We start from the raw sequence: 25742 nt of genomic DNA on the forward strand, positions 1-25742 counted from the left end.
GAGGCACCAGATGAGCACCGACAAGCAGTATGAAGAGAAAGAGCTTAGCTGGCTCTCATTCAATGAACGGGTGTTGCAAGAGGCGATGGACAAGACGGTACCCCTCATCGAGCGGGTCCGCTTCCTCGGGATTTTCTCCTCCAATCAGGACGAGTTCTTCAAGGTTCGGGTGTCGGACGTCAAGCGCCGCATCCTCATCAACGAAGTCCACGGCGGCGACGACGAGGCCAAGGTGCTGCTGCGCGCCATCCAGCAGAAGGTGATGGCGCTCGGCGAGGCGTTCGACAACACCTACAAGGAGCTGCTGATCGCGCTGGCCCGCCACAACATCTTCCTGGTGAACGAAAGCCAGCTCTCCGAGTCCATCCAGCAGTGGCTGCGGGTCTTCTTCCGGGAAAAGGTGCTGCGCCACATCATCCCCATCCTCCTCAACAAGGAGGTCAACCCGGTCAAGTTCCTGAAAGACGAGCACACCTATCTCGCCATCGAGATGAAGAAGAACGGCCAGGTGATCCAGTACGCCCTGGTGGAAGTACCCACCGACGATCTGCCCCGCTTCTTCCAGCTACCGCCGGAGGGCACCCGTCGCAAGAAGCAGATCATCATCCTGGACAACGTTATCCGCTTCTGTCTGGACGAGATCTTCAAGGGCTTCTTCGACTACGACGAGATTGCCGCCTACGCGGTCAAGCTGACCCGGGATGCCGAGTATGACCTCTCCGACCAGCTGGACCTCAGCCTGGTGGACAAGATGAGTGACGGCTTGAAACAGCGCCTCACCGCCATGCCGGTGCGCTTCGTCTACGAGCGGGAGATGCCGGCGGCCATGATAAGCTTCTTGAAGCTCAAGCTGCAGATCAGCTCCTACGACGCCATCATGCCCGGTGGGCGCTATCACAACTTCAAGGATTTCATCGGCTTCCCCAATGTGGGCCGGGATTATCTGGAAAACCCCAAGCTGCCGGCCCTCGATTGCCGCGACTTTGACGGCTTCGTCAACGCCTTCGACGCCATCGCCAAGCAGGACATCCTGCTCTACTACCCGTACCACAAGTTCCACCACTTCACCGAGCTGGTGCGCCAGGCGGCCTTCGACCCGGCGGTCAGCGCCATTCGCATCAACATCTACCGGGTGGCCAAGAAGTCGCGGATCATCCACTCCCTCATCGACGCCGCCAACAACGGCAAGAAGGTGACCGTGGTGGTGGAGCTGCGCGCCCGCTTCGACGAGGCGGCCAACATCGACTGGGCCAACATCCTGACCGACGCAGGCGTCAAGGTGGTGTTCGGGGTGCCCAGCCTCAAGATCCACTCCAAGCTCTGCCTCATCACCCGCCACGAGAACGGCGAGGCGGTGCGCTACGCCCATATCGGGACCGGCAACTTCAACGAGAAGACCGCCAAGATCTACACCGACTTCTCCCTGTTGACCCGCCATCCGGACATCACTGCCGAGGTGGAGAGCGTGTTCGAGTACATCGAGTACCCGTACCGGCGCTACAAGTTCAACCACCTGCTGGTCTCCCCCATCAACAGCCGCCGCCAGCTCTATCGCCTCATCGACAACGAGCTGGCCAACGCCAAGACGGGGCAACCCAGCGGCATCACCCTCAAGATCAACAACCTGGTGGACAGAGACCTCATCAACCGGCTCTATGCCGCCGGCCAGGCCGGGGTGCCCATCCAGATGATCATCCGGGGCATGTGCGCCCTGCGCCCGGGGGTGCCGGGTCTGAGCGACAACATCCGGGTCATCAGCATCATCGACCGTTTCCTCGAACATCCGCGAGTGATGGTGTTCCACAACAAGGGCAATCCCCAGCTCTATATCTCCAGTGCCGACTGGATGAGCCGCAACATCGACGGTCGCATCGAGGTGGGCACCCCCATCTATGACGAGCGGCTCAAGCAGCGCATCCTCGACATTCTCGAGCTACAACTGAGTGATACCTGCAAGGCGCGGGTGATCGATGCCGACCAGAAGAACGAGTACGTGAAGCGGGGCAACCGCCGCAAGGTCCGTTCCCAGGTGGCGATTTACGACTACCTCAAAAGCATAGAGTCAAACCATGGACAATAGTCTGTACGCCGCTGTCGATCTGGGCTCGAACAGCTTCCACATGGTCATTGCCCGCCTCACCGAGGGGCGGATGCAGATCATCGATCGCATCAAGGAGCGAGTGCGCCTCGCCGAAGGGATGGATGAGCAGCGCCGCATGTCCCCGGAGGCCATGGCGCGCGGGCTGGACTGCCTCGCCCTGTTCGCCGAGCGGCTCACCAACATCAAGCCGGATCAGATCCGCATCGCCGGCACCTACACATTGCGCCGCGCCAGCAACGCCCGCGACTTCGTGCGCGAGGCGGCCAAGGTGCTCAACCACCCCATCGAGATCATCAGCGGCCAGGAAGAGGCCCGCCTCATCTATCAGGGGGTCGCTCATACCCAGCACATCGAGGGCCAGGTGCTGGTGGTGGACATCGGCGGCGGCAGCACCGAGCTCATCATTGGCGAAGGGTTTGAGCACAAGGCGCTCACCAGCCGCAAGATGGGCTGCGTGAGCTTCACCCAGAGCTTCTTTGGCAACGGCAAGCTCGGCGAGAAGGCCTTCAACGCCGCCGTGCTGGAAGCCCAGCATCAGCTCGCCCCCATCATCAACCAGTACCGCAAACTGGGCTGGCAGAGCTGCCTCGGCAGCTCGGGCTCCATCCGCACCGTGCGCGACGTGTTGCAGGGGGAAGAGTGGACCGATGGTGCCATCACCATGGCGGGACTCGAGCGGCTGAAGGAAGAGATGCTCAAGCACAAGCGGGTCGACCAGCTCAAGCTGGCGGGCCTCACCGAGGAGCGTCAGGGGGTGTTCGCCGCCGCGGTGGCCATCCTGCTCGGGCTCTTCACCTCCCTGCCCATCGAACGGATGGAGTACTCCGACGGCGCCCTGCGCGAAGGGTTACTCTACGAGTTCGAGGAGCGCCTGCAGCATCACGACATTCGCGAACGTACCGCGCTTGCACTCAGCACTCACTATCGCATCGACAAGCGCCAGGCCACCCGGGTAGAACGCAGCGTCCTCTCCCTGTTCGACGCCCTGAGCGGCCCCTGGGAGATGCCGGAAGAGCCCTATCGCGCCATCCTCGGCTGGGCGGCGCGGCTGCATGAGATCGGCCTTGCCATCAACTACAGCGGCATCCACAAACACTCCGCCTACATCTTGCAAAACACCGACCTGCCCGGCTTCAACCAGGACGATCAGGCCCTGCTGGCGGCCCTGGTGCGCTTTCATCGCAAGGGGCTCAAGCTCTCCGAGCTGCCCGCCCTGCCCAACCACGACGAGCAGACGGTGCTGCGCTGCATCCGCATCCTGCGCCTCGCGGTGGCGGCCCACCACAGGCGTCAGGACAACCTGCTGCCCGAGTGGAACGTGCAGGCCGCCGGGGATCAGCTGGTGGTCACCCTGCCCCTGGACTGGTGCGACGAGAACAAGTTGCTGATGCAGAACCTGGAAAAGGAGCACCGCTACTGCCACGAGCAGGGTTGGCCCCTGCTGTTCCAGCTCGGGTGATCCGCCCCTCTGTGCAAAAAGGCAGCCGATGGCTGCCTTTTTTTGTCTCTTGTCTTTTCCTACTGCAGATCCGGCAGGATCAGCTTGGCTATCTCGAAGTAGATGATGAGGCCGGTACCGTCCACCAGGGTGGCGATGAAGGGGGCGGAGACCACCGCCGGGTCGATGCGAAAGCGACGCAGCACCATGGGGATCACCGAGGCGACGGTGGCACTCCAGAGCACGATGGCGACGATGGTCAGGGTCACCACCATGCCGATCTCGGGCCCCACCCCCAGGCTCCAGGCCCGCACCCAGGCCGCCAGCGCAATGGCGGCCGAGATGAGCAGACCGGTGGAGATCTCCTTTTTCAGCACGGTGCCGAGGTTTTTCAGGCTCACCTCCCCCACCGCCATGGCACGCACTATGGTGGTGGTGATCTGGGTACCGCTGTTGCCACCGGTGCCGATGAGGAGCGGGATGAAGAAGGCCAGGGCGATGGCTGCCTCCAGCTGCTCTTCAAAGGCCCGCAGCACGGTGCCTGTGTAGGCTTCCGCCACGAACAGGATCAGCAGCCAGCCCACCCGCTTGCGCCACAACTGCCAGGGGGTGGCCTGCAGATAGGGGGTATCCAGCGGCGAGGAGCCCCCTTGCAGCTCCGCATCCTCGGTGGACTCCAGCTCCAGGATGTCGGCGGCATCGTCCACGTGGAAGACCCCCACCAGGCGCCCCTGATCTTCCACCGGCAGGAGCGATAGGTCGCGGTCAATGAGCAGGCGGGCCGCCAGCTCCTGATCCGCCCGGGCGTTGATGCGCACCGCCTCCCCCTCCATCAGCTCCCCCACCGGCAGCAGAGGATCGGCGATCAGCAGCGACTTGAGGGAGACGCTGCCAAGGAGGCGCTGCTCGCCGTCAACCACATAGAGATGACCGAACAGCCTGGCCTGCTCCCAGGCCCCGTGGATCAGCTGCTTGGCGCTTTCCACCGTCGCATCGGCCTCCACTGCCAGGTATTCGTGGCGCATGTTGGCCCCCACCGACTCGTTCGGCCAGGCCAGCAGTGACTGGAAGGCTTTACGGGCGGGGTCTGGCAGCCGGGCGAGCAGGGTCTTGCGATCGTGCTCGTCGAGCCTGCGCAGGATGGCCAGCAGGTCCCGACGGGCCAGGGTGCCCTGCAGTATTCCCACGATGCTGCCATGCAGCCTGAGCAGCAGATGGCCGGCACACTCCGCCGGGAGGGAGGCGAGCAAGGACGCCCCTTCCGGCATGGAGAGGGTATCGAAGATGCAGTTGAGCTCTTCCGGGCGCAGGGTCAGAAGCTGATCGGCACGGGCCACCGGATCCAGGTTGTGAGCCAGCCAGTTGCGCAGGGCGACCGGGTCGAGCAGTTGATGACGATTGAGCAGGGTGTGTGTTTTCTTCATCACAGATGTCCTCATGTGATTTCAGGCGAACCTGAACGCCTCCGGCACCTGGCCGAATGCAACGGCAAGAAAACAGCAATTTGATTGACGAGTAACAGGCAGGAAATGACGCCGTCCGGCGTGTTTTCATCCCCACGTACCAGCTTTAGCACTGCATAACGTATCCGGCATGCCGGAAGCCACTTGGGTTGACACCTTAATCCGATGAAAACTGTCCTGATCTTGGGCGTCTCTGGACGTCGTGAGATCAGTGGCCTGTGTTTATGCAGGAGCCTCGCCTAACGAGATGCTGCGAACATTGATTGCACGGCGCTACCGTGCGGGCGGCATCATCTGCCCAGGCGCAGGTCGAGTCAAGGCAAACGGGCACCTGGCAACGGGTTGTTACAAATTGGCCGGACGACGGGCTCTTCATGAAACGAGGCTCCCCCGTGCGTGGCACGGGGGAGCCTGCGGTCAACGGACGAACGTCAGCGGATATAGTCGAAGAGGGTCAGCTTGCTTATCTTGCTGAAGGCGAGCTGGGAGGCGCTCATGGCTGCATCCTCCTTGGAGAGGGCCGCGATCACCTCGTACATGTCCGCCTCGGACACCTTGGCCCGCGCCTGCTGGTTCAGGGTGCTGAGTCCGTCGTTGGAGCTCATCACCTGCTCCAGGCTGTTCATCCTTCCCCCCAGCTCCCCCAGTCCCCGGTCTATCTTGGTTCTGGCGTTGCTCATGTGGGTGGTGGCATCGGAGACCGCCAGCTGAAAATCGCTCTCGGACAGGGTCGGATCGCGCATGGCGGAGATGAAATCGGACATGCCATTGAGGATGTTGTCGTTTTTCGGGGTATCCAGCACGAAGTTCTGGGTCGCCGACCCCGCTGGGAGGTCGAGGGTGAGCGCCAGGCCGTTGAAGGGGATCTTGTTGCCCGCCACATAGTCGCCGCTTTGCAGCAGGGTGCCACCGCTGTCACGGATCTCGTAGGTGTCCGGCGGCCCGGCCAGGGTGCTGACCGCATACTGGTTACTCGGCAGGGAAGCATCATAGTTGTTGCGATAGAAGCTCTCGAAGTTCCCCTGATCCGCCACCGACACCTGGATGTTGCCACTGGCGGCGCTGGCGGTGCGCCGGGTCGCCACCATCTCGAACAGATCGAAACCGGAGTCGTTGGCCGGGATCTGCACCGTGGGAGAGACCTGGATGTTGCGCTGCCCCGTGTCCCCCTGGAACACATAGTTGCCGCTGGCATCCTTGACGAAGGGCTGGGTCTTGCTCTGATTGCCGCCGAAGATGTACTCCCCCTGGGAGTTCTTGCTGTTCATCAGGTCGAACATCTGCTTTTGCAGCCCCTCGAGTTCGCTCGCGATGGCGTTGCGCTCCTCGGAGCCCATGGCGGAGTTGTTCGCCTTCTGGATCAGGGTCTGGGCACTCAGCATGGCGTTGTTGAGGGAGGTCAGCACCGTCTCCTCGTGGCCCAGGCTGTTCTCCAGCAGGCTGCCGTTGACGCCGTACTGCTTGAAGAGATCGATCTCCTTGGTCAGCGCCATCTTCTGGCTCATGCCGGCCGGGTCCTCCCCGGAGCGAGAGAATTTATCCCCCGTCATCAACTGGTTGTAGGCGGTGTTCTGGCGCTCGCTCACCTTGCTCATGGAGGCAAGGTTGCGGTCATAGATCATGTTGGTGGTGATGCGCATGACTTACCTCACGGAGGAGAGCAGGGTGTCGAAGATGGTCTTGGCGGTATTCACTATCTGGGCCGAGGCCGCATAGGACTGCTGGAAGCGGATGAGGTTGGCCGCCTCCTCCTCCAGATTGACGCCGGAGACACTCTCGAAGATGGCGGTACTCTGGGTCAGCTTCGCCTCGTTGGCCTGCAACAGGGTCTTGGCCTGGCTGGTCTTGTTGCCAATGCCGCTCACCAGACCCGAGTAGGCATCGTTGAAGGTCATCTTGTCGTTGCTGGTGGCGGCGTTGTTGTTCTTGCGCACCAGCTCCTTGTTCTGCAGCTCCGCCAGCGCCAGGCCGTTGGCGTTGTCCGCAAAGCCGTCCTTGTTGTAGCTGAGCGTGAAGCTGTCGCTGGCCTCCACCTTGCCGGTGATGCTGAACTCATAGCCCGGGCTCTGGGTTGGATCGGCGTAGACCTTGGGCCCCCCCAGGGGGCTCTCGAGGGCGGCCATCAGGTTCTTTCCCTTGCTGGAGGCGGGGGCCACACCGAGCAGGTTGTTGTTCTTGTCATAGACCTCGTAGTTGCCGCTGCCGTCGATCTTGATGACCTGGGGGGCACTCGGGTCCAGAGTGTTGGTGCCAAAACCCGAGCCCGTGCCGGTGTTGTAGACACCGCCCAGCGTTATCTCGCCCGAGCCCAGGTTCTGGGATCCCTTGTCCGCCTTCAGGGGGGATGCCAGCGCGATATCCTCGGGACGGGTGATCGCCTGCTCCAGGTTGGCAGCCGCATTCCGGGTGGGTTGCAACAAGATCTTGTCACCCGCGACCGGAGTGCCGGAGAGATCGATTTCGATGCCGTGCCCCGCCACCTCGAAGGTGGCTGGCGGCGTGGTCCCCGTGGCGAGCGAGGTACGCTGCCCGCTGCCGTCGATGGCGAATACCTCGTAACCGGTGGCGCTGTTGAACCGCACCTCGTAGTCGAAGGTGGTGACCTCACTCCCCTTGCCGGGGACGAAGTTGACGCTGGCCGCCCCGTTACCCTGGTTGCTGGCGTAGGGCAGCCCCTGGCTTCCCTTGAGGGTGAAGAGATCCCCCCCAAGCTCGTTGTCGAGATCCATCCCCAGCCGGTTCTGCTGGTTCATGGCATCCCCCAGGGCGACGGCCAGCTGCCCCAGCTCCCGCTTGGCGGGCTCCAGATCCCGGCGCGCGGTGAAGAGGCCACCGATGGCACCGCCAATATCCTTGTCGTTGATGCTGGCCTGGTTCTTGCCCAGGGTCAGCTGCAGGGAAGGCTCACGGGAATCCGGGTCCCCCGGCACCACCTTGAACTGGGCCACGCCGCCATCGAGCACCAGGGAGTGCCCTGTACTCATGTTGACCAGCATGCTGCCATTGGGCTGGGTCACGGTGCGGATCTCCATCTTCTCGGAGAGCTGGCGAATGGCCTCATCCCGCTGATCGAACAGCATCAGGTTCTCTTCAGGGGAGCCCTGGGTGCGGACGATGGCCTGGTTCAGATCGTTGATGCTGTTCAGCAGGCTGTTCACCCTGTCCGTCTCGTCCCCTATGGTGGCATTGATGGTATCGGACTGCTTGTCGAGCTGGGCGGAGAGGGTATGGAATCTGTCCACCATGCCGCTCAGTTCACTCAGGGTCGTCTTGCGCCCCCCGATCTCGGACGGTGACTCGTTGGCGGTGTGGAAAGCCTTGAAATAGGAGGTGATGGTGGTCCCCACGCTGTTGCTGGCATCACCGAGCAGGCTGTCGAGCCGGAACAGTTGATCGTAGCGGGTGTTGGCCGCCTGATAGGCGGACGTATCCCGGCGCACCTCGGCCTGGGCATAGGCGTTGATGATGCGCTCGCTCACCATGTCGCCCGTCCCCAATCCGACGGAATTGGTGTAGATCAGGGTGCGTTCACGTACATAGCCCTGGCTATTGACGTTCACTATGTTGTTGCTGGTGGTCTGCAGCAGTCGCTGCTGGGCCAACACACCCGAGGTCCCAATTCCAAGCAGATCGCTTGCCATAGCTTACAGCTCCATCTCTGTGTTCCTGTCTGCAATGTTGCCGGACGTCGAGTAACCGGCGATGGCATCACTGCGCAACACTTGTTTAAGTTTCCTGGCGTACTGGGGATCGGTGGCATAACCGGCCTGCTGCAACGCCTCGAAGTAACGATCCGGGCTGTCCACCTTGGCCAGCGCCCCCTTGTAGCGACTCCCAGAGGTCAGAAAATCCACGTAGTCGTTGAAGCTCTCTTCGAACGACTCGTAGGAGCGAAACGCCGCCTTCTGGCGCGAGGCCACCCCTTGCTCGTATTCCAGGGTGCTCACCACCGCCTTGGGGCCTTCCCAACGCGGATCGGCCTTGATGCCGAACAGGTTGTGCGTCACGTTTCCGTCTGCATCCTTGATCACCCGCTTGCCCCAGCCACTCTCAAGGGCGGCCTGGGCCACCAGCACCGCCGGGCTCAACCCCAGCTTGTCCGCCGCCTTCTTGGCCAGCGGCATCAGCCTGTCGACGAACTCTTCCGGGCTGTCAAACACCTTGGCGCTGCCATCCAGGGCCGAAGGCCTCTGGCTGCTGCCCATGGGCGGCACGGTGCGGTGGGGACGTCTTGGCATGGCCAGCGTACGCTCGGCCCCATTCAGCTCACCCTTCATTTCGTTATCAGCAAAATCTTTGCCAACTTTGGAGGCAGCAATCAGATCGTTGGAGGCACTGGGGGGTTGATAGGGCTTGTAGACCCGCTCGGTACGCTGGGGCAGCTTGAGTACCCGGCCATCCTGATGGGTGAAAGTCTGCTCGGGTGAGAGCTGCCTGGCCACCATCTCGGCAATGCCCAGCCCCCCCTTGCTCGACATGTCGGCAACCCGCTGCTCGTCCAGCATCCCTTCATAGAACTGGGTGTAGCTGCTGTTCATCGGGTTGCCCTCGGTGAGCACCGAGTTGGCCTGGCGCATCCCCTTGAACAGGGTCTGGGTGAAGATGGATTCGAACTGGCGGGCGGCCGCCATCAGGGCCCCTTGCTTCCCCTCCTTGCTCAGGCTCATCTGGCGCAGTTTGTCCAGGTTCTGGACGTCCTGCACCATGCCAATATTGATACCGCTCTGGGTGTCGAACTCTGCCATAACCTACCTCTTTGCCGCCCGTGGCAACCGCTTGCCGCTCACGAAATTACAGAATGACCAGTTGGCCCTGGATCGCGCCCGCCTGCTGCAGCGCCTCCAGGATCGCCATCAGATCCCCGGGGGCGACCCCCACCTGGTTCACCGCCCGCACCAGGTCGTCCAGGGTCGCGCCGGTATCAAGCTTGAACATCCGACCGGGATCCTGCTGCACGTTGATGGTGGAGTTGTTGGTGACCGCCGTCTGCCCGCCAGCGAGCGGATTGGGTTGGGAGACCTGCTGGTTCTCGGCGATGGTCACCGTCAGCCCACCGTGGCTGATGGCCGCCGGGCGCAGCTTGACCTCGCTGCCGATGACGATGGTCCCGGTGCGCGAATTCACGATGATCTTGGCGGACTCGCTCGCCGGGTCCACTTCCAGGTTCTCGATGGTGGAGAGGTAGGAGACCCGCTGGGCCGGATCCCGCGGTGCGAATACCTTGATGGAGGTGGCGTCCATCGCCTGGGCGGTGTTCGGACCCACCAGATCGTTGACCACGTCCGCCAGACGGCGGGCGGTGGTGAAGTCCGGCCGGTTCAGGTTGAAGGTGATGGTGTCGCCCTGGCTGAAGGAGTTGGGAACCTCCCGCTCCACGGTCGCCCCGTTGGCGATGCGCCCCACTGTGGGCGTGTTCACCACCACCTTGGAGCCGTCCGCCCCTTCGGCCCCGAGGCCACCGACCACCAGGCTGCCCTGGGCCACCGCATAGACGCGGCCATCCAGCCCTTTCAAGAAGGTCTGGAGCAGGGTGCCGCCACGCAGGCTCTTCGCCTCGCCGATGGCGGAGACGGTGACGTCTATGGTCTGGCCCGGCTTGGAGAAGGGGGGGAGATCCGCGTGGATGGCCACCGGTGCCACGTCCTTGATCTTGGGCTTGATGTTGTCAGGCACCTTGATGCCGAAGTTGTTGAGCATGGTCCTGAAGGTCTGCTCGGTGAAGGCGTTGTTCTTCTCCCCCGTGCCGGGCAGGCCCACCACCAGACCGTAACCGATCAGCTGGTTGCTGCGCACCCCTTCCACCGAGGCGAGGTCCTTGATGCGGGATGCGTGCGCCAGCCCGAAGGGCAGCAGGCAGCATAGCAGGGCAAGCAGACGGAATCGGTTCATGACATCTCCTAACAAAACCTTCCTGATCCAGGGCCCGTGAACGCCCCGGACTCTTGAGTCTTAAATGGGCCACCAGGGGCCGTTGAAGAAGCTGGTGAGCCAGCCCTGTTCCTGGGTGTTCGCCAGATCCCCGGTACCACCGTAATAGATACGCGCATTGGCCACCCGCTGGGAGGAGACGCTGTTTTCCGAGCTCACGTCCTCCGGGCGCACCAGACCGGTGATACGGATATATTCGTTGCCATTGTTGAGCATGATCCACTTCTCGCCGCGCACCAGCAGGTTGCCGTTTGGCAGTACCTTGACCACGCTGACCGAAATGTTGCCCTGCAGGCTGTTGCTCTGATCCGCCTTGGCCTGCCCCTTGAAGGCACTGTTCTGGCCGATGGAGGCCGACAGATCGTAGGGCCCCGCCGTGACCGGCACGCCACCCAGGGTGACGGGGTCGAGCGCCAGCTTGTTGTCCTTGCCGCTCTGGGTGTTGGCCTTTTTCGACGCCGAGGTCGACTCCGCCAACTGGATGGTGATGATGTCACCCACCCGGTGCGCCTTGATGTCCGAGTAGATGCCGTTGACCTGCTCGGGCTGGAAGATGGCGCCGGTCGGGCGCACCGACACCGGCTCCGACTCCCCGTAGACGGGGGCGAAATCCGGGTCATCCGGTTTGGCGGTATTGGGGGTACTGGTGCAACCCGCCAGGGTCAGCAGTCCCAGCATCCATATGGCTTTCATCATGACACTCCTTTCATCAGGTCCGCTGGGTCAGGAAGGACATCATGGAGTCGACGGCGGAGATGACCTTGGAGTTCATCTCGTAGACCCGCTGAGCCTGGATGAGATTCACCAGCTCCTCGGTCACGTTGACGTTGGAGGTCTCCAGCATCCCCTGCTTGATCACCCCCAGCCCGTCCGCACCGGCAGTCCCCTGAATGGGGGCGCCGCTGGACTGGGTCTCGAGGAAGAGGTTCTCCCCCATGGGCTGCAGGCCGGTGGGGTTGACGAAGTCCGTGGTGTTGATCTGGCCCACCACCTGGGACTGGCCATCCCCCTTGAGCTGGACGGAGACCTGGCCATCCTCCCCCACGGTGACGCTCTGGGCGTTCTCGGGGATCTGGATCTCCGGTTGCAGCGGGTAACCGTTGCCCGGGGTGACGATGGTCCCCTCGTCGTTCAGGGTGAACTGGCCGTTGCGGGTATAGGCGGCGCTGCCATCGGGCAGCTGGATTTCGAAGTAGCCGCGGCCGCTGATCATCAGATCAAGGGAGTTGTCCGTGGTCTGGACGTTGCCCTGACTGTGGTTTTTCTGGGTGGCGACCACCTTGGCCCCCGCCCCCAGCATCAGGCCGGAAGGGAGCTCGGTGTCCGCCGAGGAGCGACCGCCAGGCTGGTTGATGTTCTGATAAAGCAGATCCTCGAAGATGGCCCGCGCCTTCTTGTAGCCCACGGTGCTGGCGTTCGCCAGGTTGTTCGAGGTGACCGAGATGTTGGTCTGCTGGGCATCGAGGCCGGTCTTGCTGATCCAGAGTGCAGGATTCATGGGGGGCTCCTTGATTAGCTGATACGCAGCAGCTGGGTTTGTGCCTCGTCGTTCTCCTCGGCGGTCTTCATGATCTTGACCTGAGTTTCAAACTGACGTTGCAAGCGAATAAGGTTGGTCATCTCGTCGACCACGTTGACGTTGCTCCCCTCAAGGGAGCCAGCGATCAGGCCCACATCCGCAGACGCGGCCTCATTCTGGCCATCCTTGCGGCGAAACAGGCCGTCCTGACCTTTCTCCACCGCATCTGCCGCCGGGTTGACCAGCTTGATGCGCTGGAAATCTTCCGGCAGGTTGGCGGCGGCCCCCTCGGGACGGCCGCTGATGGTACCGTCACGATTGATCTCGATCTTCTCCATGGGCAGGGGCAGCACGATGGGCTGACCGGCATCATCCACCACGTTCAGACCGGTGGAAGTTTGCAGATTGCCGGTGGCATTGAGCTGCAGGTTGCCCATGCGGGTATAGGCTTCCGCGCCGTTGGGATCCTGCACTGCAATCCAGCCCGGCCCATCGACGGCAACGTCAAGATCCCGACCCGTGGTCATCAGCATGCCGTGCTGCAGGTTCTGGCCCGGCCGCTCGGTCATGGCGAACACCCGCGTGGGCAGCCCTTCGCCAAACGCCTGCATGCTGCGCGCCTGCTCGAAGTCAGACTTGAAGCCAATGGTGTTGGCGTTGGCAAGGTTGTTGCCACGAACAGCTAGGCTGTTCATGTTCTCCTTGGCCCCGGACATGGCGATGTAAAGCAGGTGATCCATGGGATCCTCCGTCAAACAGATGACTCTCACAGCTCAACTGCAAGTTGAATGCCAAGAGAGATGACGAAGACGGAATGAAAGGAGGAAATGAGGCAGGACGGAAATGACAAGGGGCGCCGAAGCGCCCCTTCCAACTACCCGTCGTCTTAGCGGATCTGCAGTATGTTCTGCTGCAGGGAGCTGTTCACTTCCAGGGAACGGGAGTTGGCCTGGAAGTTGCGCTGGGCAGTGATGAGATCGACCAGCTCGGTGGTGAGATCCACGTTGGACTGCTCCAGTGCCGACGACTTGATGGAGCCGAACGTGCCGGAGTTCGGGGTGCCGGGCAAGGCATCGCCAGAGAGCAGGGACTGGCGCCAGGAGGTGTCGCCGACCTGGGTGAGACCCTGGGCATTGGCAAACTTCGCCATGGCCACCATGGCCACCTTGACGGTGGTGGCGTTGCTGTAAGTGGCGGAGACTATGCCATCCGCCCCGATCTCCACCTTGGTCAGGCGGCCGACGGTGGAGCCGTCCTGGGTCAGCTTGCTCACTTCAAAGGGGGAGGCGTACTGGGTCACGGTACCAAGCTTGAACTCAATCTCCTGGGTGCCATCGGCGCCATTGGTGATGATACCGGCCCCCGCCGCCCCCAGGGGTTCAGTCTTGATGACCGCCGGGGTGGTGGGTGTGACCATCTTGCCGGAGGCATCGAAGGTCACCCGGGCACTCAGGGGGGCCTGGCTCAGGCCGGTCGCCATGGTGGTGGCCGTACCGCCTACGATGTCGATGGGCTTGTCCCCTTCATAGAGGTACATGCGCCAGGCAGTCGGTACCGCCGCTTGGGTAGGATCGGCCGGATCCGCTTCCTTGGTGAAGTACTGGGTGATGGTGTGTGGCTCGCCCAGGGAGTCATAGACCACCACGGAGGTGGAGGAGGAGTAGGTGGTCGAGTCCGTGGGATCGAATTTGGAGGCATTGACATCCATCAGCGTTTTCGTGCTGGAAGGCAGGTTGAAGCCAGCCTCGACCGTCGTGGTCTGCACCGGCTCACCGGCCTTGTCCGGGATCTGGATGGGCTTGGTGGCGTTGATGCTCACCGCCTTGGGGGTGCCGTCAGAGTTGATCTCGTACCCTTGCAGATAACCGCCGGAGTTGCTGACCATGTAGCTGCTTTCATTGAGCTTGAAGGCGCCCGCACGGGTGTAGGTGCGATCCAGGTTGGTCAGGCCGTCCGAGGTCACGAAGAAGCCGTTGCCCTGGATGGCGAGATCCAGCGCGTTGTTGGTGAATTGCAGCGCGCCCTGGTGGAACTGCTGGGCCACAGCGCCAGTCGCCACCCCGTTGCCGACCTGGGTCTTGGCGTTGACGAAGATGGAGTTGGCATAGACGTCGGCAAACTCGGCACGGGACTCCTTGAAGCCGGTGGTATTGACGTTGGCAATGTTGTTCGCGGTGACGTTCAGGTCTTTTTGAGCCGCATTGATGCCGCTGAGGGCATTGTTGAATGACATGTCTTTCTCCTTAGATCACTGCGTTAGAGGACGAAGCAGACTGGGTGGTGGTCTTGCCGGTCGTCGCGCCAATTTCCAATACATCGGTCAGGTAGATGCCACCCAGTCCCTTGAGTTTGAGGGTGCTGGGGTTGGTGCTCGTTCCCAGGGTGACGCTCTCCACCTTGGCGTAAGTCAGGGCGGGGACGCTCTCCGACTTGCCGTCGACGGTGGCATGCGCCTCTATCGAATATTTGCCGCTCTTGGCCTGGTTGCCGGACTTGTCCTTGCCATCCCATTCGAAGGCCACGTTCCCCTTGTGGCTCCCTTCGATGGCGAACTCCCTGATGACCTGGCCGCTCTCGTCCTTCACCGTCACCTTGATGTTGCTGCCGCCATCGCCGGTGGCGATGACCCCCGTGAGGGTACCCCCCTTCTCCACGTAACCCGTGTTGGACGGGATCAGCACGTTCTGCCCCACCAGCGCGGAGGCCTGCAGCGCCTGGCTGGAGGTCATCAGGCTGTTGAGGCTCTCCATCTGGGAGGAGAGACTGCTGATCCCCTGAGACGTCGACATCGAGGTCATCTGGGAAAGCATCTGGGCGTTGTCCACCGGTTTGAACGGATCCTGATAGGAGAGCTGCATGGTCAGCAGCTTCAGGAAGGACTCCTGATCCAGCTCCTTTTTCTGGGTACTGGTGTTGACCGTACTGGTCTGGGCCGACGTCGTCCGGTTGACGCCCAGCAGGCTGTCATAGGTATCTGCCACTTATGCTCCTCCCTCTAGGGCGTGCCCACTGGGCCGATTGTTGCCGCCTGGCAGGCGATCATGGGTCACTCTCATCCGGGTTCACCTCTGTCAGGACTTGCCCAGACCCAGGGTCTGCTGCAACATTTTCTTGGCCGCATCGGCCACCTGGACGTTGGTCTGGTAGCTGCGCGACGCCGCTATCATGTCCGCCATCTCTTCCACCATGTTGACGTTGGGCTTGAAGATGAAGCCATCCTTGTCCGCCATGGGGTGATTCGGGTTGTACTCCTTGAGCAGGGGCGCATCACTCTCGACGATGCCCTTCACATCCACCCCGACCGAGGCCTGCTTGTCGGACATGGCCTGATCCAGCTGGGCGGCAAAGACTGGCCGCCTGGCGTGGTAAGTTTTTTCCACGCTGGAGCTGACGCTGTCAGCGTTGGCCATGTTGCTCGCCACCGTGTTGAGGCGAACGGACTGTGCGCTCATGGCAGAGCCTGCAATGTCAAAGACCTTGAACAAACTCATCCTTGCTCTCCTTTCAGTGCCTTGAGCAGGCCACTTATCTTGCTGTTCATGAATTCAAGGGAGGCCTGGTATTCGAGGCTGTTGCGCAGGAACTCGCTGCGCTCCTGCTGCACGTCCACCGTGTTGCCGTCACCGGTATCCGGTTGCAGGGGGTTGCGGTACTGGGTCGTGCCCGGGGTATCCATCTGCAAGGCGAAGTGCTTCTCGCTGGTGGTGCTGAGCCCGAACCCTTGCTGGCCCTGGGCATCCTGCAACGCCTGTGAGAAGTCGATGTCACGGGCCTTGAAGCCCGGCGTGTCCGCATTGGCGATATTGCTGGACAACACCTCGGCACGCTTGGCGCGCACGCTCAGCGTGTACTGATGAACACCGAATGCCTTGTCGAATGAAATTGCCATAGCACACCTCCTGCTTCATGAATATTTAGCAAGAGGTGTGCCAAGAGGGTATTGAGCGGGGTTATTTGACCTTGTAGACGATGCCGGGGTTGCAGCGGATCATCTCGAACTTGTCGGTGAGGCCGGCCAGAGACTCGGAGGCCCCCAGCATCAGGTAGCCGCCAGGATTGAGGCTGCTGGCGAACTGGTTGAGGATCTTGGATTTCACTTCGGGCGCAAAGTAGATGAGCACATTGCGGCAGAAGATGATGTCAAACTTGCCGAGCAGGCTGTAGCTCTCCAGCAGGTTGAGGGGACGGAAGCTGGTCAATTTTCTGACACGCTCCACCACCCGCATCTTGTTGTCACCACAGGGTTCGAAAAAGAGTCGCTTGCGCTCGGGGGAGAGCCCGCGAGCCAGCGCCAGGCTGTCGTAGACCCCCTCCTTGCACTGGTTGAGCATGGTGCTGGAGATATCGGTCCCCACTATCTGCACCCCGCCCGGCAAGGTCCCCGGCCGCTTGACTTGCTGCTCCAGCGCCGTCATGGCGATGGAGTAGGGTTCCTGCCCGGATGAAGAGGCGGCAGACCATATCTTGATGGGACGACCGCTCTTGCCAAGCTCCGGGAAAATCTTGTCGCTCAGCAGCTGGAACGGATAGGTATCGCGAAACCACAGGGTCTCGTTGGTGGTCATGGCATCGACCACCGCCATCTTGAGCTCCCGCTCGCGCACGCTCATCGCCCGGGTGACCAGATCAGACAGACTCTCGATACCAAACTGAGTCATCAAGGGCGACAGGCGGCTCTTGACCAGATACTGTTTGTTGTCACCCAGCACTATGCCGCTCTGTTGCGCCAGAAAATTGCTGAATTGCCTGTATAAGTCGTCCGAAAGTGTCTTCATGCAGTTGTTCTTCTTGATTAGAGAGCGCCTTGTACGGCCTTGGCCAATTCATCCGGCTGGAATTTGGCAATAAAATTGTTCGCTCCGACTTTCTGCACCATGGCCTGATTGAACACCCCACTGAGGGAAGTGTGCAGGATAACATGCAAATCCTTGAGGTTGGGATTGTTGCGGATCTCGGCGGTGAAGGTATAACCGTCCATCTCCGGCATCTCGATGTCCGAAATGACCAGGGCTATCTGATCCTTGATGGGACCGTTCTTGGACATCTCCAGCAACATGTTGAGCGCTTCCCGTCCATCCTTGGCCAGCACGCACTGCACCCCGATAGCCTCCAGTGCCCGTTGAACCTGCTTGCGCGCAACCGAAGAGTCGTCCGCAACCAGCACGGGACGCCCGTGAGGATTGCGCTCTACGCTTGCTTCCACCAGTTCGGTGGACACCTCGGTGGAGACCGGCGAGATCTCGTTGAGAATGCGCTCCACGTCCAGGATCTCCACCAGCTCACCATCTACCTCGGTCACCGCCGTCATGTAGTTGATGCGACCTGCCCCTTTGGGTGGCGGCAGGATGGACTCCCAGTTCATGTTGATGATGCGCTCGACCGAGTGGACCAGGAAACCCTGAATGGAACGGTTGTACTCGGAGATGATGATGAAGCACTTGGAGAGGTCCTGGATGGGGCGCTTGCCCATCGCCATGCTGAGATCGATCACCGAGATGGTCTGGCCACGGATATGTGCCACGCCGCGAATGCAGGAGTTGAGCTTGGGCATGACTGTCAGAGGGGGACACTGCAGCACCTCGCGTACCTTGAATACGTTGATGCCAAATCTTTGACGTCCATTGAGACGAAACAACAGCAGCTCCAGCCTGTTTTGTCCCACTAGCTGGGTTCGCTGGTTGACCGAGTCCAGAATACTCGCCATAAACACTCCCTAAAAATGCTTGGCACTGATCGTGCATGTCATTATGCATGCACATTGGCTTGCATCAGATCATCGTTGTTTCAACAACCGAATAATTCTGGAGCAAGCATAGTTAACTACGGTGGTATACGTGAATAACTTATCGACCGGTAAGCAAAAATGATTAGTAGACTTTTCCTTATCTTACTGCCGTTTTGCAGTCTGTCTCACGCCATGGCGTCCGAGGTCACCGACTATCTGCAAGAACAGGCACAGGCGTTCGTGCTCGACCAGCTCGATATTCCCCTCGATGCACAGGCCGACGTCAAGGCCGGTACCATTGACGAGCGCCTCCCCCTCACGCGCTGCGAAGATGCCCTCACCATTTCCCTCCCCGCCAGGATGGAGATCCGTCGCAACACCACCGTCTACCTCAAGTGCGAGGGAGACAAATCCTGGGATCTCTATCTACCGGTCCGGGTCAGCATCCAGAAACCCTATGTCACCGTCGCCGTCCCGGTTGCCAAGGGAGACATTCTGAGTGAACCCATGCTGACCCTGGCATACCAGGACCAGACCCTGATCCGTGGCGACTACCTTACCGACCCGACCGCCCTCATCGGAGTACGCAGCAAGCGTGAGCTCAAACCGGGTCAGCCAATCAGGCTCACCCAGGTATGCGTGGTCTGCAAGGGGGACCAGGTCACCCTGAGCGCCGAAAACAGCAGCATGCAGATCAAAACCATGGCCCGCGCCTTGCAAGATGGCAGCTTCGGAGACATGATCCGGCTTGTCAACACGCGCTCGGGCAGAACGGTGCAAGGCCAGGTCAGTGCAGTGGGCTCCGTGGTCGTGACATTCTGACACAGGAATGCACTGCGCAATTTTTTTCTAAAGTTCTGACCGCCGTCACCGATACACAGGTAAGCGAACAGCAAAGCAGACGAAGGTAAACCTTATGGCTATCAACAATATCAACAACTTGGCTAACAACCGCCTGCAAAACAGCGGCAGCAGCCAAGGTGTAGCCACCAAGTCGGCGACCTCCAGCGAGAGCAGCCGTGCGACGACCGTCAAGAGCGACTCTGTCTCCTTGACCAGTGAGGCGCAGCAATTGCAACAGATGCAGAAGACCCTCAACACCGCCTCCACCGGTAACGAGAGCCGCGTCGAGAGCCTGAAGAAGGCCGTGGCCAGTGGAGAGTACAAGGTCAACAGCGAAGCCGTGGCCAGAAAGATGTTCAGCTTCGAAGCCGATCTGGATAAACGGTTGGGATGATGGACCTCCCTTCGCTGCTGCGCGCTCAGGACGACAACCTCTCCCAGATGCAAGGCTTGCTGGCAGAGGAGTTCGACCTCCTCAAGGCTCACCGGGCCCTTGCCTTGCCGGCACTCGCCGATCGCAAGCAGCAACTGCTGGTGGCCATCGAGACGTTGGACAAGACTCTGGCGGAGCTACCCGACCTGCAGCAACAGCTGGGCGCCTTCCCGACCCAATTGCAGGCCCTGCAAGCCAAGCTGGAAGCCTGCCAGGAACAGAACAACCTCAACGGTCGTCTGCTCGAACTCAGCATTGTCTCCAATCGCCGTCTCGCCAGCTTCCTCAGCAAGCTCAGAGACAGCAGCTCCCTGACCTATGACGCCAAAGGCAATACCCGCTCAGGCACCCGCTCTTTCGGGATCAAGGCCTGATCTCCTCTCCCCCTTCTGATTTTCTCTCCTTGTCAGCCCCTAGTCAGAGCACCAGCTGCATCAGGGTTTCTCCATCCTTGCAGGCATGGATGCTCATGCAGCCCTCGTCATAGCGCCCATAACTGGCCACCCACTCGCCCCTTGGAAAACAGATAGACCCCGGGTTCATCAGGATCATTTCTCTCTCCTGGCGCAGCACAGGCACATGGGTATGACCGCTGATGAACAGGCTCCCTGCTGGCAGGGGCACGTTGCCGGGCTCATAGAGATGACCGTGGCTGACAAACCAGCGCCGCCCATCCACCAGCAGCTGGTTGTAGGGCGCCGTGATGGGGAAGTGGAGCAGCATCTGGTCCACCTCCGAATCGCAATTGCCACGCACCGCCATGATGCGGGGGGCCAGCTCGTTGAGCCTTGCCGCCACGGCGGCAGGATCATACCCCGCCGGCACCGGATTGCGCGGCCCGTGATTGAGCAGATCCCCGAGCAGCAGATAGTGATCAGGCTGCCAGGGAGCGAGTTGCGCCAGCACCTGCTCGAGGGCTGTCAGACTGCCGTGCAGATCCGAGATAATGGCAATCTTCATTCCACACTCCTCATGGCTGGCTGAAATAGAGATCCTTGGTGGCGATGGCGCCCTTGAGGTTGCGGCTCGGCAAGCCGCGCAGTGCCGGGTCCACCAGTCGCATCTGGTTGTAGTGATAGACGGGGATGACGGGCGCCTCCTCCATCAGCAGTTGCTCGGCCTGATGATAGATCCCGGACCGGGCGTTGGCATCCAGGGTCTCGGCGGCCTGTTGCAGCAGACCATCGAAGGCGGGGTTGCAGTAGCCGCTCTCGTTCTGGGGATCCTGGCAGCGGAAACTGCCAAGCATGGACGACGGTTCGACATAATCACCAAACAAAAATGAACGAGCCAGCATGAAATCACCACTGTCCTTGGCTACCTGATAGGCATTCCACTCCATGTTGTTGAGGGAGACCTCGACCCCCAGCGGTTTCCACATGGCCGCCACCGCCAGGGCCAGCTTCTTGTGGTTCTCCGACGTGTTGTAGGTCAGCGTCAGCCTGAGGGGATGTGCGCTGTTGTAGCCCGCCTGGGTCAACAGCGCGGCGGCCAGGGCCAATCGGGTCGGCTGGTCTTCCCGGGAGAGGGGGATATCCAGCTCGTCATAACCCGGCATGGCGGGCAGCAGTGACCAGGCAGAGCGCTCTCCCTGGCCGCTCACCTTCTCGGTCAGCAGGTGGCGATCGATGGCCATGGAGAGCGCCTGACGCACCCGCACATCCTGCAACTCGGGGCGATTGAGATTGAAAGTGTAAAGATAGGTGCCAAGCAGCGGCAGACCCCAGATCCGCTCCGGTGCCTCCTGCATGGTCTTCTGGTAGTACTCCAGCGCCACCTTGTTGGTGAGCTGGATCTCCCCCGCTTCGTAACGCAGCCGCTCCCCATGCTGGGAAGCGAGCGGCAGGTAGGTCACCCGCTGGATCCGGGTATGGGCGTCATCCCAGTACTGGGGGTTGCGTTCGGCTTCGATGCGCTCGTTCACCACCCAGCTCGCCAGCTTGTAGGGGCCATTGCTCACCATCTTGCCTGGCTGGGTCCACTGCTTGCCAAACTGGGCGATGACCCGCTCGTTGACCGGCACGAAGGGGCGCTGGCTGACCAGTTGCAGGAAATAGGGAACGGGGCGCTCCAGGGTCACTTTCAGGATCTGGTCGCTTTCTGCCTCCACCCCCAGGGCATCGAGGTCGAGCGCCCCGGCATAGATGGACTGGGCATTGTTGATGCCGGTCGCCAGCAGCAGGCCGGCGGAGGGGGAAGCCTGCGCCGGGTTCAGCAGCCGCCGCCAGGCGTAGACGAAATCCCGGGCGGTGAGGGGCTCGCCGTTGGACCATTTGAGCTGGGGACGCAGGAAGAAGCGCCACACCAGCCCATCCTCGCTGGTCTCCCAGCGCTGGGCCTGGGCGGGCACTATCTTGCCCTGACCATCCTCGCTCACCAGCCCCTCGAACAGGTCCACCAGCACCACCTCCCCCGGGAAACCGGAGCGGATCAGGGCCGGATCGAGGGACTCGGGTTCGGCGCCATTGCCCTTGACCAGGGTCTGCCTGTCCGACAGCACGGGCTGCTGCACCACGGTAGTGGCCTGAAGCGGCGGCACCGCCATCAACCCGAACAGCAAGGGAGAGAGCCAGCGGCGGGCTGGCCTGGCGGCGAAACGGTAAAACATGACATCAACCTCGTTCAATTCTTTTGACTGCAATGGGGGGAAGGCCGGCGGCGCGCCTGGAACCGAATGCATCATGCCGCGCTTGTTATCCCCGAAGACGACCCGTATTGTATCGGGCCTGCCCGATAGAGGGAGTCTTTCGGGCTATTTTTTTCAAGGTTTTATGACGACATGGCCGCCACGGGCGGGCGCAATCGCCAGAAGGCGCACTCTCCTGCCCCGTTGGCAATCGGACCGGGGCGATGTGTCGCCTGCAAGTCCGGTTGTCGTCTACCGTTTCAGGGGTATCTATGGGTTACGAATGGCTGGCGCTGGCTGCCGCCAGTTTATGGGCGATCGCCGCCCTCATCTCCGTCAAACCGGCTCGCCATCTGGGGGCCTTTGCCTACAGCCGCTGGCGGATGTTCCTGGTCAGCCTGATGCTGGCCAGCGCAAGTCTGGTGACGGGAGGCTGGCAGACCCTCACCGAGAGCGCCCTTCCCCTGCTGGCCCTCTCCGGCCTCATCGGCATCTTCGTCGGCGACACCGCCCTCTTTGCCTGCATGAACCGACTCGGCCCCAGGCGCAGCGGTCTGCTCTTCTCCTGCCACGCCCTCTTCTCCGCCCTCCTCGGGCTCTGGCTCTTTGGCGAGCGGCTCGATGGTTGGCGCCTGCCAGGCGCCTTGCTGGTCCTGGCCGGGGTCATGCTCGCCATCCTGTTTGGTCGTCGTGGCGACAACCAGCAGAACGAATGGGAGCAGGTGCGCGGCCGCCTCGTGGTCGGCATAGCCCTTGGCCTCACCGCAGCCCTGTGCCAGAGCCTCGGAGCCATCATCGCCAAGCCGGTGATGATGAGCGGCACCGTGGACGCGGTGAGCGCTTCCGGCGTGCGCATGGGCAGCGCCCTCTTGGCACACTGCGTCTTGCGGGCACTGCGCCTGCCGCTCGCCATGCCGCACAACCCCATCAACCGGCAAGTGCTCGGCATGATAGGCATCAACGGATTTCTGGCGATGACGCTGGGAATGACCCTGATCCTGGTGGCCCTGCGTCAGGGAGATGTGGGCATGGTGGCCATCTTGTCTTCCACCACGCCGGTCATTCTGCTGCCCTTGCTGTGGTGGCACTCGGGGATGCGTCCCTCGCTCCCCGCCTGGGCCGGAGCCCTGCTGGCCACCCTGGGCACGGCCCTGGTGCTGGGAATGGGGAACTGAGCCCCGTCTCTCCTGCAAGAAGGAAGGACCAACACGCCCATCGGCGGCACTGAGCCGCCGATGCTCCCCCTTGCCGGACAGGGAGAGAGGCGATCGCGCCCCTAGAACAGAGCCACTTCCTCTTCGGTCAGCTCCCGGTATTCCCCCGGTGCCAGCTCATCGTCCAGAGCCAGATCGCCGATGCGTTCCCGATGCAGCCCGATCACCTTGTTGCCGATGGCGGCGAACATCCGCTTCACCTGGTGATACTTGCCCTCGTGGATGGTCAGGCGTGCTTCCCGCTCGTCCAGGATTTCCAGCTCCGCAGGGCGGGTCTTGTCGTTCTCGTTGCGCAGGTAGATACCGTCGGCAAAGAGCGAGATAGCCTCTTCACTCACGGGATCAGCCAGCCAGACATGGTAGGTCTTCGCGCACTCGTGCCGGGGCGACGTGATGCGATGGGACCACTGGCCGTCATCGGTGATCAGCACCAGCCCGGTGGTATCGAGATCGAGGCGCCCCACCACATGCAGTTTGCCCATGGCCGGCTCGTCGAGCAGGTGGAACACGGTGGCGTGATCCGGGTCCTCGTTGGAGCAGACATATCCTTCCGGCTTGTGCAGCATGAAGTAGCGATTCTGCAGGTTCAGGGTCAAGGTCACACCGTCAAACTCGATCTGGTGTTGCTCATTGATGTGAAAGGCGGGCTGCTTGACCAGCACGCCGTCTACCAGCACTTCCCCCTGACGGATCAGCTTGCCCGCCTGGGAACGGGTCAAATCGGAGCAATCGCAAAGAAATTTGTCGAGCCGCATGCAAAAACCTCGGAATCCATCATGATTGGGGGCGACATTATATCGGTCAGACCCGACAACACCAGTACTAAGCGACAGGGACTCAAGATGGCGCCTGACGCCATGATGTGCCAGTGATAGACTGCCGTCAGCAGACCGACATCACACATAATAATAAGCCCAGGATGTACCCATGAAGCCGACGAAGTCTCACCCCGTCATCCCCGTCAGCCAGTTGAAACCTGGCATGTACGTCATTGCCATTGCCAGCCAGACCGGCGCCATGGAGATTGCCCAGACCGGCATGGTGACCAACCCCCAGCAGGTGGAGGCGCTGATCCGGCGCGGCGTGCTGACGGTGCGGGTGGATCTTGCCCGCAGCAAGCTGCCGGGAGGGGGCTCGGCAAGCCCGGCGGATGTGGTGACAAACGGGGCGGGCTCCTCTCGTCAGATCGGCAGTGGTGAAGGGCGCGAGCTAAAGATCCGTCGGCTCTATCAGGAAGCGCGCGAACTGCAAGGCAAGTTCATTCGCCATCTCAAGGCCGGAGAGCCCATCGACATCACGCCCCTTGCCGCCGTGGCCGAAGAGATGGTCGATACCATGTTCACCCACGGCGATGCCATGCTCTGTCTGGCGCGGATCCGTGCCAAGGATGCCTACCTGATGGAGCACTCCATGAATGTCGCTATCCTCCTGGCGAACTTCGGCCGCTACCTGGGGCTGGATCGCAGCGTGCTCAAGGAGCTGACCCTCGGTGGCCTGCTCCACGACGTGGGCAAGATCATGACCCCGGACGAGGTGCTCAACAAACCGGGCAAGCTCACCGATGAGGAGCTGGAGGTGATGCGCGAGCACGTGGTCCACAGCCACGACATCCTGGCCGCCACCGCCGGCATCACCCCCATCATGCTGGAGGTGGCCGCCAACCATCACGAGCGGATCGATGGCACCGGCTACCCGCGGCGCCTCAAGGGGGATCAGCTCTCCCTCTACACCCGCATGAGCGGCATCGTCGATGTCTACGATGCGGTGACGGCAGACAGGGTATACAAACAGGGCATGCAGCCAACCCAGGCGTTTCGCATTCTGCTCAAGGGGGTTGATCTGCATTTTGATGCCGACCTGGTAACCAGGTTCATCAAGTGCATGGGGGTCTATCCGGTGGGTACCCTGGTGCAGCTCTCCAACCAGCGCCTGGCCATCGTGATGCAGCGCAACGAACAGCAACCGCTCAAGCCCGCGGTCAAGGTGATCTATCACGCAGGCCATCGCCATTATCTCGAGGTGCAGTGGCTGGATCTCGCCAAAAACGGGGTTCAGGAGACCATAGAGAGCACGGTGGACCCCAAGGAGTTTGGCATCAACCTGGCCAACTTCGTCTAACCTATCCGGCTTGTTGGCGGCTGCTCGCGGCAATGGCGAATCAGGAACTCCTCATCCAGCGGGGAGAGATCGAAGCGCAGGCAGGCCTCTTCGATGGCCCGGATGTCGTGTTGATGGTGTTCGCTGAGCCAGCGCACCGCGCGGCGCAAGTCTTCACCATGGGGCAGCAGGGTATGGTCGCTCATGGAATACCTCCGGTCAGCCATCGACGCCAGCCCGTCAATCCGGGCTCTCACTTTTAGCTTAGCCCGCCCGCACTCGCCCGGCAGACACCTGCGCCCTTGACGGTGCCCACCCTGTAGCAGGTATGCTCGACCCCTTCGGCGCCCTGCCG

Annotated in this window: 25 protein-coding genes and 1 riboswitch; of the genes, 7 read left to right on the forward strand and 18 right to left on the reverse strand. The window is 61.5% G+C overall.

Annotated elements, in window-relative coordinates; genetic code table 11:
- Nucleotides 1-10: 10 nt before the first annotated feature.
- Together ppk1 and ppx are read left to right on the forward strand one after the other, a co-directional pair.
- Nucleotides 11-2080, forward strand: coding sequence for a polyphosphate kinase 1 (gene ppk1, locus BGO64_RS19305; protein WP_286701213.1), 2070 nt, complete (start codon nt 11-13; stop codon nt 2078-2080).
- Complete coding sequence (gene ppx / locus BGO64_RS19310; RefSeq protein WP_221435852.1) at nt 2070-3560, forward strand: exopolyphosphatase; 1491 nt, start codon at nt 2070-2072, stop codon at nt 3558-3560. Before ppk1 ends, ppx begins: the two co-directional genes overlap by 11 nt.
- A gap of 59 nt (nt 3561-3619) precedes the next feature.
- On the opposite strand, the gene mgtE is transcribed toward ppx, so the two are convergent.
- The 14 genes from mgtE to BGO64_RS19380 all read right to left on the reverse strand — a co-directional run bounded on the left by mgtE (nt 3620) and on the right by BGO64_RS19380 (nt 18153).
- On the reverse strand, nt 3620-4963 hold the full coding sequence (mgtE, locus tag BGO64_RS19315; RefSeq protein WP_286701214.1) for a magnesium transporter: 1344 nt from the start codon (nt 4961-4963) through the stop codon (nt 3620-3622).
- A gap of 123 nt (nt 4964-5086) precedes the next feature.
- A riboswitch (M-box (ykoK) riboswitch) is annotated at nt 5087-5256 on the reverse strand.
- A 177-nt stretch (nt 5257-5433) separates the two neighbouring features.
- Nucleotides 5434-6642 (reverse strand): flagellar hook-associated protein FlgL, encoded by a 1209-nt coding sequence (gene flgL, locus BGO64_RS19320; protein WP_010675285.1) that lies wholly within the window; start codon nt 6640-6642, stop codon nt 5434-5436.
- Between the two features lie 3 nt (nt 6643-6645).
- Nucleotides 6646-8643, reverse strand: coding sequence for a flagellar hook-associated protein FlgK (flgK, locus tag BGO64_RS19325; protein WP_010675286.1), 1998 nt, complete (start codon nt 8641-8643; stop codon nt 6646-6648).
- A 3-nt stretch (nt 8644-8646) separates the two neighbouring features.
- Nucleotides 8647-9747, reverse strand: coding sequence for a flagellar assembly peptidoglycan hydrolase FlgJ (gene flgJ / locus BGO64_RS19330; protein WP_010675287.1), 1101 nt, complete (start codon nt 9745-9747; stop codon nt 8647-8649).
- A 46-nt stretch (nt 9748-9793) separates the two neighbouring features.
- Nucleotides 9794-10891: a flagellar basal body P-ring protein FlgI gene (locus tag BGO64_RS19335; RefSeq protein ID WP_010675288.1), complete on the reverse strand. Its 1098-nt coding sequence runs from the start codon at nt 10889-10891 to the stop codon at nt 9794-9796.
- Nucleotides 10892-10951: 60 nt separating this feature from the next.
- Nucleotides 10952-11623: a flagellar basal body L-ring protein FlgH gene (gene flgH, locus BGO64_RS19340; RefSeq protein WP_010675289.1), complete on the reverse strand. Its 672-nt coding sequence runs from the start codon at nt 11621-11623 to the stop codon at nt 10952-10954.
- Between the two features lie 16 nt (nt 11624-11639).
- Entirely contained in the window at nt 11640-12428 is a 789-nt protein-coding gene (gene flgG / locus BGO64_RS19345) for a flagellar basal-body rod protein FlgG (RefSeq protein WP_010675290.1), read from the reverse strand.
- Nucleotides 12429-12442: 14 nt separating this feature from the next.
- On the reverse strand, nt 12443-13189 hold the full coding sequence (gene flgF, locus BGO64_RS19350) for a flagellar basal-body rod protein FlgF (RefSeq protein ID WP_010675291.1): 747 nt from the start codon (nt 13187-13189) through the stop codon (nt 12443-12445).
- A 146-nt stretch (nt 13190-13335) separates the two neighbouring features.
- Nucleotides 13336-14682: a flagellar hook protein FlgE gene (gene flgE / locus BGO64_RS19355; RefSeq protein WP_042017542.1), complete on the reverse strand. Its 1347-nt coding sequence runs from the start codon at nt 14680-14682 to the stop codon at nt 13336-13338.
- A gap of 10 nt (nt 14683-14692) precedes the next feature.
- Nucleotides 14693-15430 carry a flagellar hook assembly protein FlgD gene (locus BGO64_RS19360; RefSeq protein WP_048207977.1) on the reverse strand — a complete coding sequence of 246 codons (738 nt, stop codon included), beginning with the start codon at nt 15428-15430 and terminating at the stop codon, nt 14693-14695.
- A gap of 90 nt (nt 15431-15520) precedes the next feature.
- A complete protein-coding gene (flgC, locus tag BGO64_RS19365; protein ID WP_005329775.1) occupies nt 15521-15940 on the reverse strand; it encodes a flagellar basal body rod protein FlgC in 420 nt (139 codons plus the stop codon).
- Complete coding sequence (flgB, locus tag BGO64_RS19370) at nt 15937-16338, reverse strand: flagellar basal body rod protein FlgB (protein ID WP_010675294.1); 402 nt, start codon at nt 16336-16338, stop codon at nt 15937-15939. The genes flgC and flgB overlap by 4 nt, the downstream gene beginning before the upstream one ends.
- A gap of 61 nt (nt 16339-16399) precedes the next feature.
- Entirely contained in the window at nt 16400-17224 is an 825-nt protein-coding gene (locus BGO64_RS19375) for a CheR family methyltransferase (protein WP_010675295.1), read from the reverse strand.
- A 17-nt stretch (nt 17225-17241) separates the two neighbouring features.
- Entirely contained in the window at nt 17242-18153 is a 912-nt protein-coding gene (locus BGO64_RS19380; protein ID WP_010675296.1) for a chemotaxis protein CheV, read from the reverse strand.
- A 237-nt stretch (nt 18154-18390) separates the two neighbouring features.
- Between BGO64_RS19380 and flgA the strand changes: the two genes are divergently transcribed.
- The 3 genes from flgA to BGO64_RS19395 all read left to right on the forward strand — a co-directional run bounded on the left by flgA (nt 18391) and on the right by BGO64_RS19395 (nt 19824).
- Nucleotides 18391-18996 carry a flagellar basal body P-ring formation chaperone FlgA gene (gene flgA / locus BGO64_RS19385; RefSeq protein ID WP_029314756.1) on the forward strand — a complete coding sequence of 202 codons (606 nt, stop codon included), beginning with the start codon at nt 18391-18393 and terminating at the stop codon, nt 18994-18996.
- A gap of 94 nt (nt 18997-19090) precedes the next feature.
- Entirely contained in the window at nt 19091-19411 is a 321-nt protein-coding gene (flgM, locus tag BGO64_RS19390; RefSeq protein WP_010675298.1) for a flagellar biosynthesis anti-sigma factor FlgM, read from the forward strand.
- Nucleotides 19408-19824, forward strand: a complete 417-nt coding sequence (locus tag BGO64_RS19395) for a flagella synthesis protein FlgN (RefSeq protein WP_039040232.1) — start codon at nt 19408-19410, stop codon at nt 19822-19824. Before flgM ends, BGO64_RS19395 begins: the two co-directional genes overlap by 4 nt.
- Nucleotides 19825-19867: 43 nt before the next feature.
- Here the strand turns inward: BGO64_RS19395 and yfcE are convergent, their stop codons facing one another.
- Both yfcE and BGO64_RS19405 read right to left on the reverse strand, forming a co-directional pair.
- Nucleotides 19868-20410, reverse strand: a complete 543-nt coding sequence (gene yfcE, locus BGO64_RS19400; protein WP_286701215.1) for a phosphodiesterase — start codon at nt 20408-20410, stop codon at nt 19868-19870.
- Between the two features lie 10 nt (nt 20411-20420).
- Nucleotides 20421-22058 (reverse strand): peptide ABC transporter substrate-binding protein, encoded by a 1638-nt coding sequence (locus BGO64_RS19405; protein ID WP_286701216.1) that lies wholly within the window; start codon nt 22056-22058, stop codon nt 20421-20423.
- A gap of 290 nt (nt 22059-22348) precedes the next feature.
- Here BGO64_RS19405 and BGO64_RS19410 point away from each other — a divergent pair, with 290 nt between their 5' ends.
- Nucleotides 22349-23251, forward strand: a complete 903-nt coding sequence (locus BGO64_RS19410) for a DMT family transporter (protein ID WP_010675302.1) — start codon at nt 22349-22351, stop codon at nt 23249-23251.
- 101 nt (nt 23252-23352) lie between these two features.
- On the opposite strand, the gene rsuA is transcribed toward BGO64_RS19410, so the two are convergent.
- Nucleotides 23353-24045 (reverse strand): 16S rRNA pseudouridine(516) synthase RsuA, encoded by a 693-nt coding sequence (gene rsuA, locus BGO64_RS19415; protein ID WP_124244230.1) that lies wholly within the window; start codon nt 24043-24045, stop codon nt 23353-23355.
- A gap of 172 nt (nt 24046-24217) precedes the next feature.
- On the opposite strand from rsuA, the gene BGO64_RS19420 reads away from it, so the two are divergent.
- Nucleotides 24218-25408: a cyclic di-GMP phosphodiesterase gene (locus BGO64_RS19420; RefSeq protein ID WP_286701217.1), complete on the forward strand. Its 1191-nt coding sequence runs from the start codon at nt 24218-24220 to the stop codon at nt 25406-25408.
- On the opposite strand, the gene BGO64_RS19425 is transcribed toward BGO64_RS19420, so the two are convergent.
- Nucleotides 25405-25593 carry a hypothetical protein gene (locus BGO64_RS19425; RefSeq protein WP_042017535.1) on the reverse strand — a complete coding sequence of 63 codons (189 nt, stop codon included), beginning with the start codon at nt 25591-25593 and terminating at the stop codon, nt 25405-25407. The two genes, BGO64_RS19420 and BGO64_RS19425, sit on opposite strands and share 4 nt — an antisense overlap.
- Nucleotides 25594-25742: the final 149 nt, after the last annotated feature.

This window comes from Aeromonas sp. 62-46, from assembly GCF_001898585.1.
Classification (GTDB): Bacteria; Pseudomonadota; Gammaproteobacteria; order Enterobacterales; family Aeromonadaceae; genus Aeromonas; species Aeromonas caviae.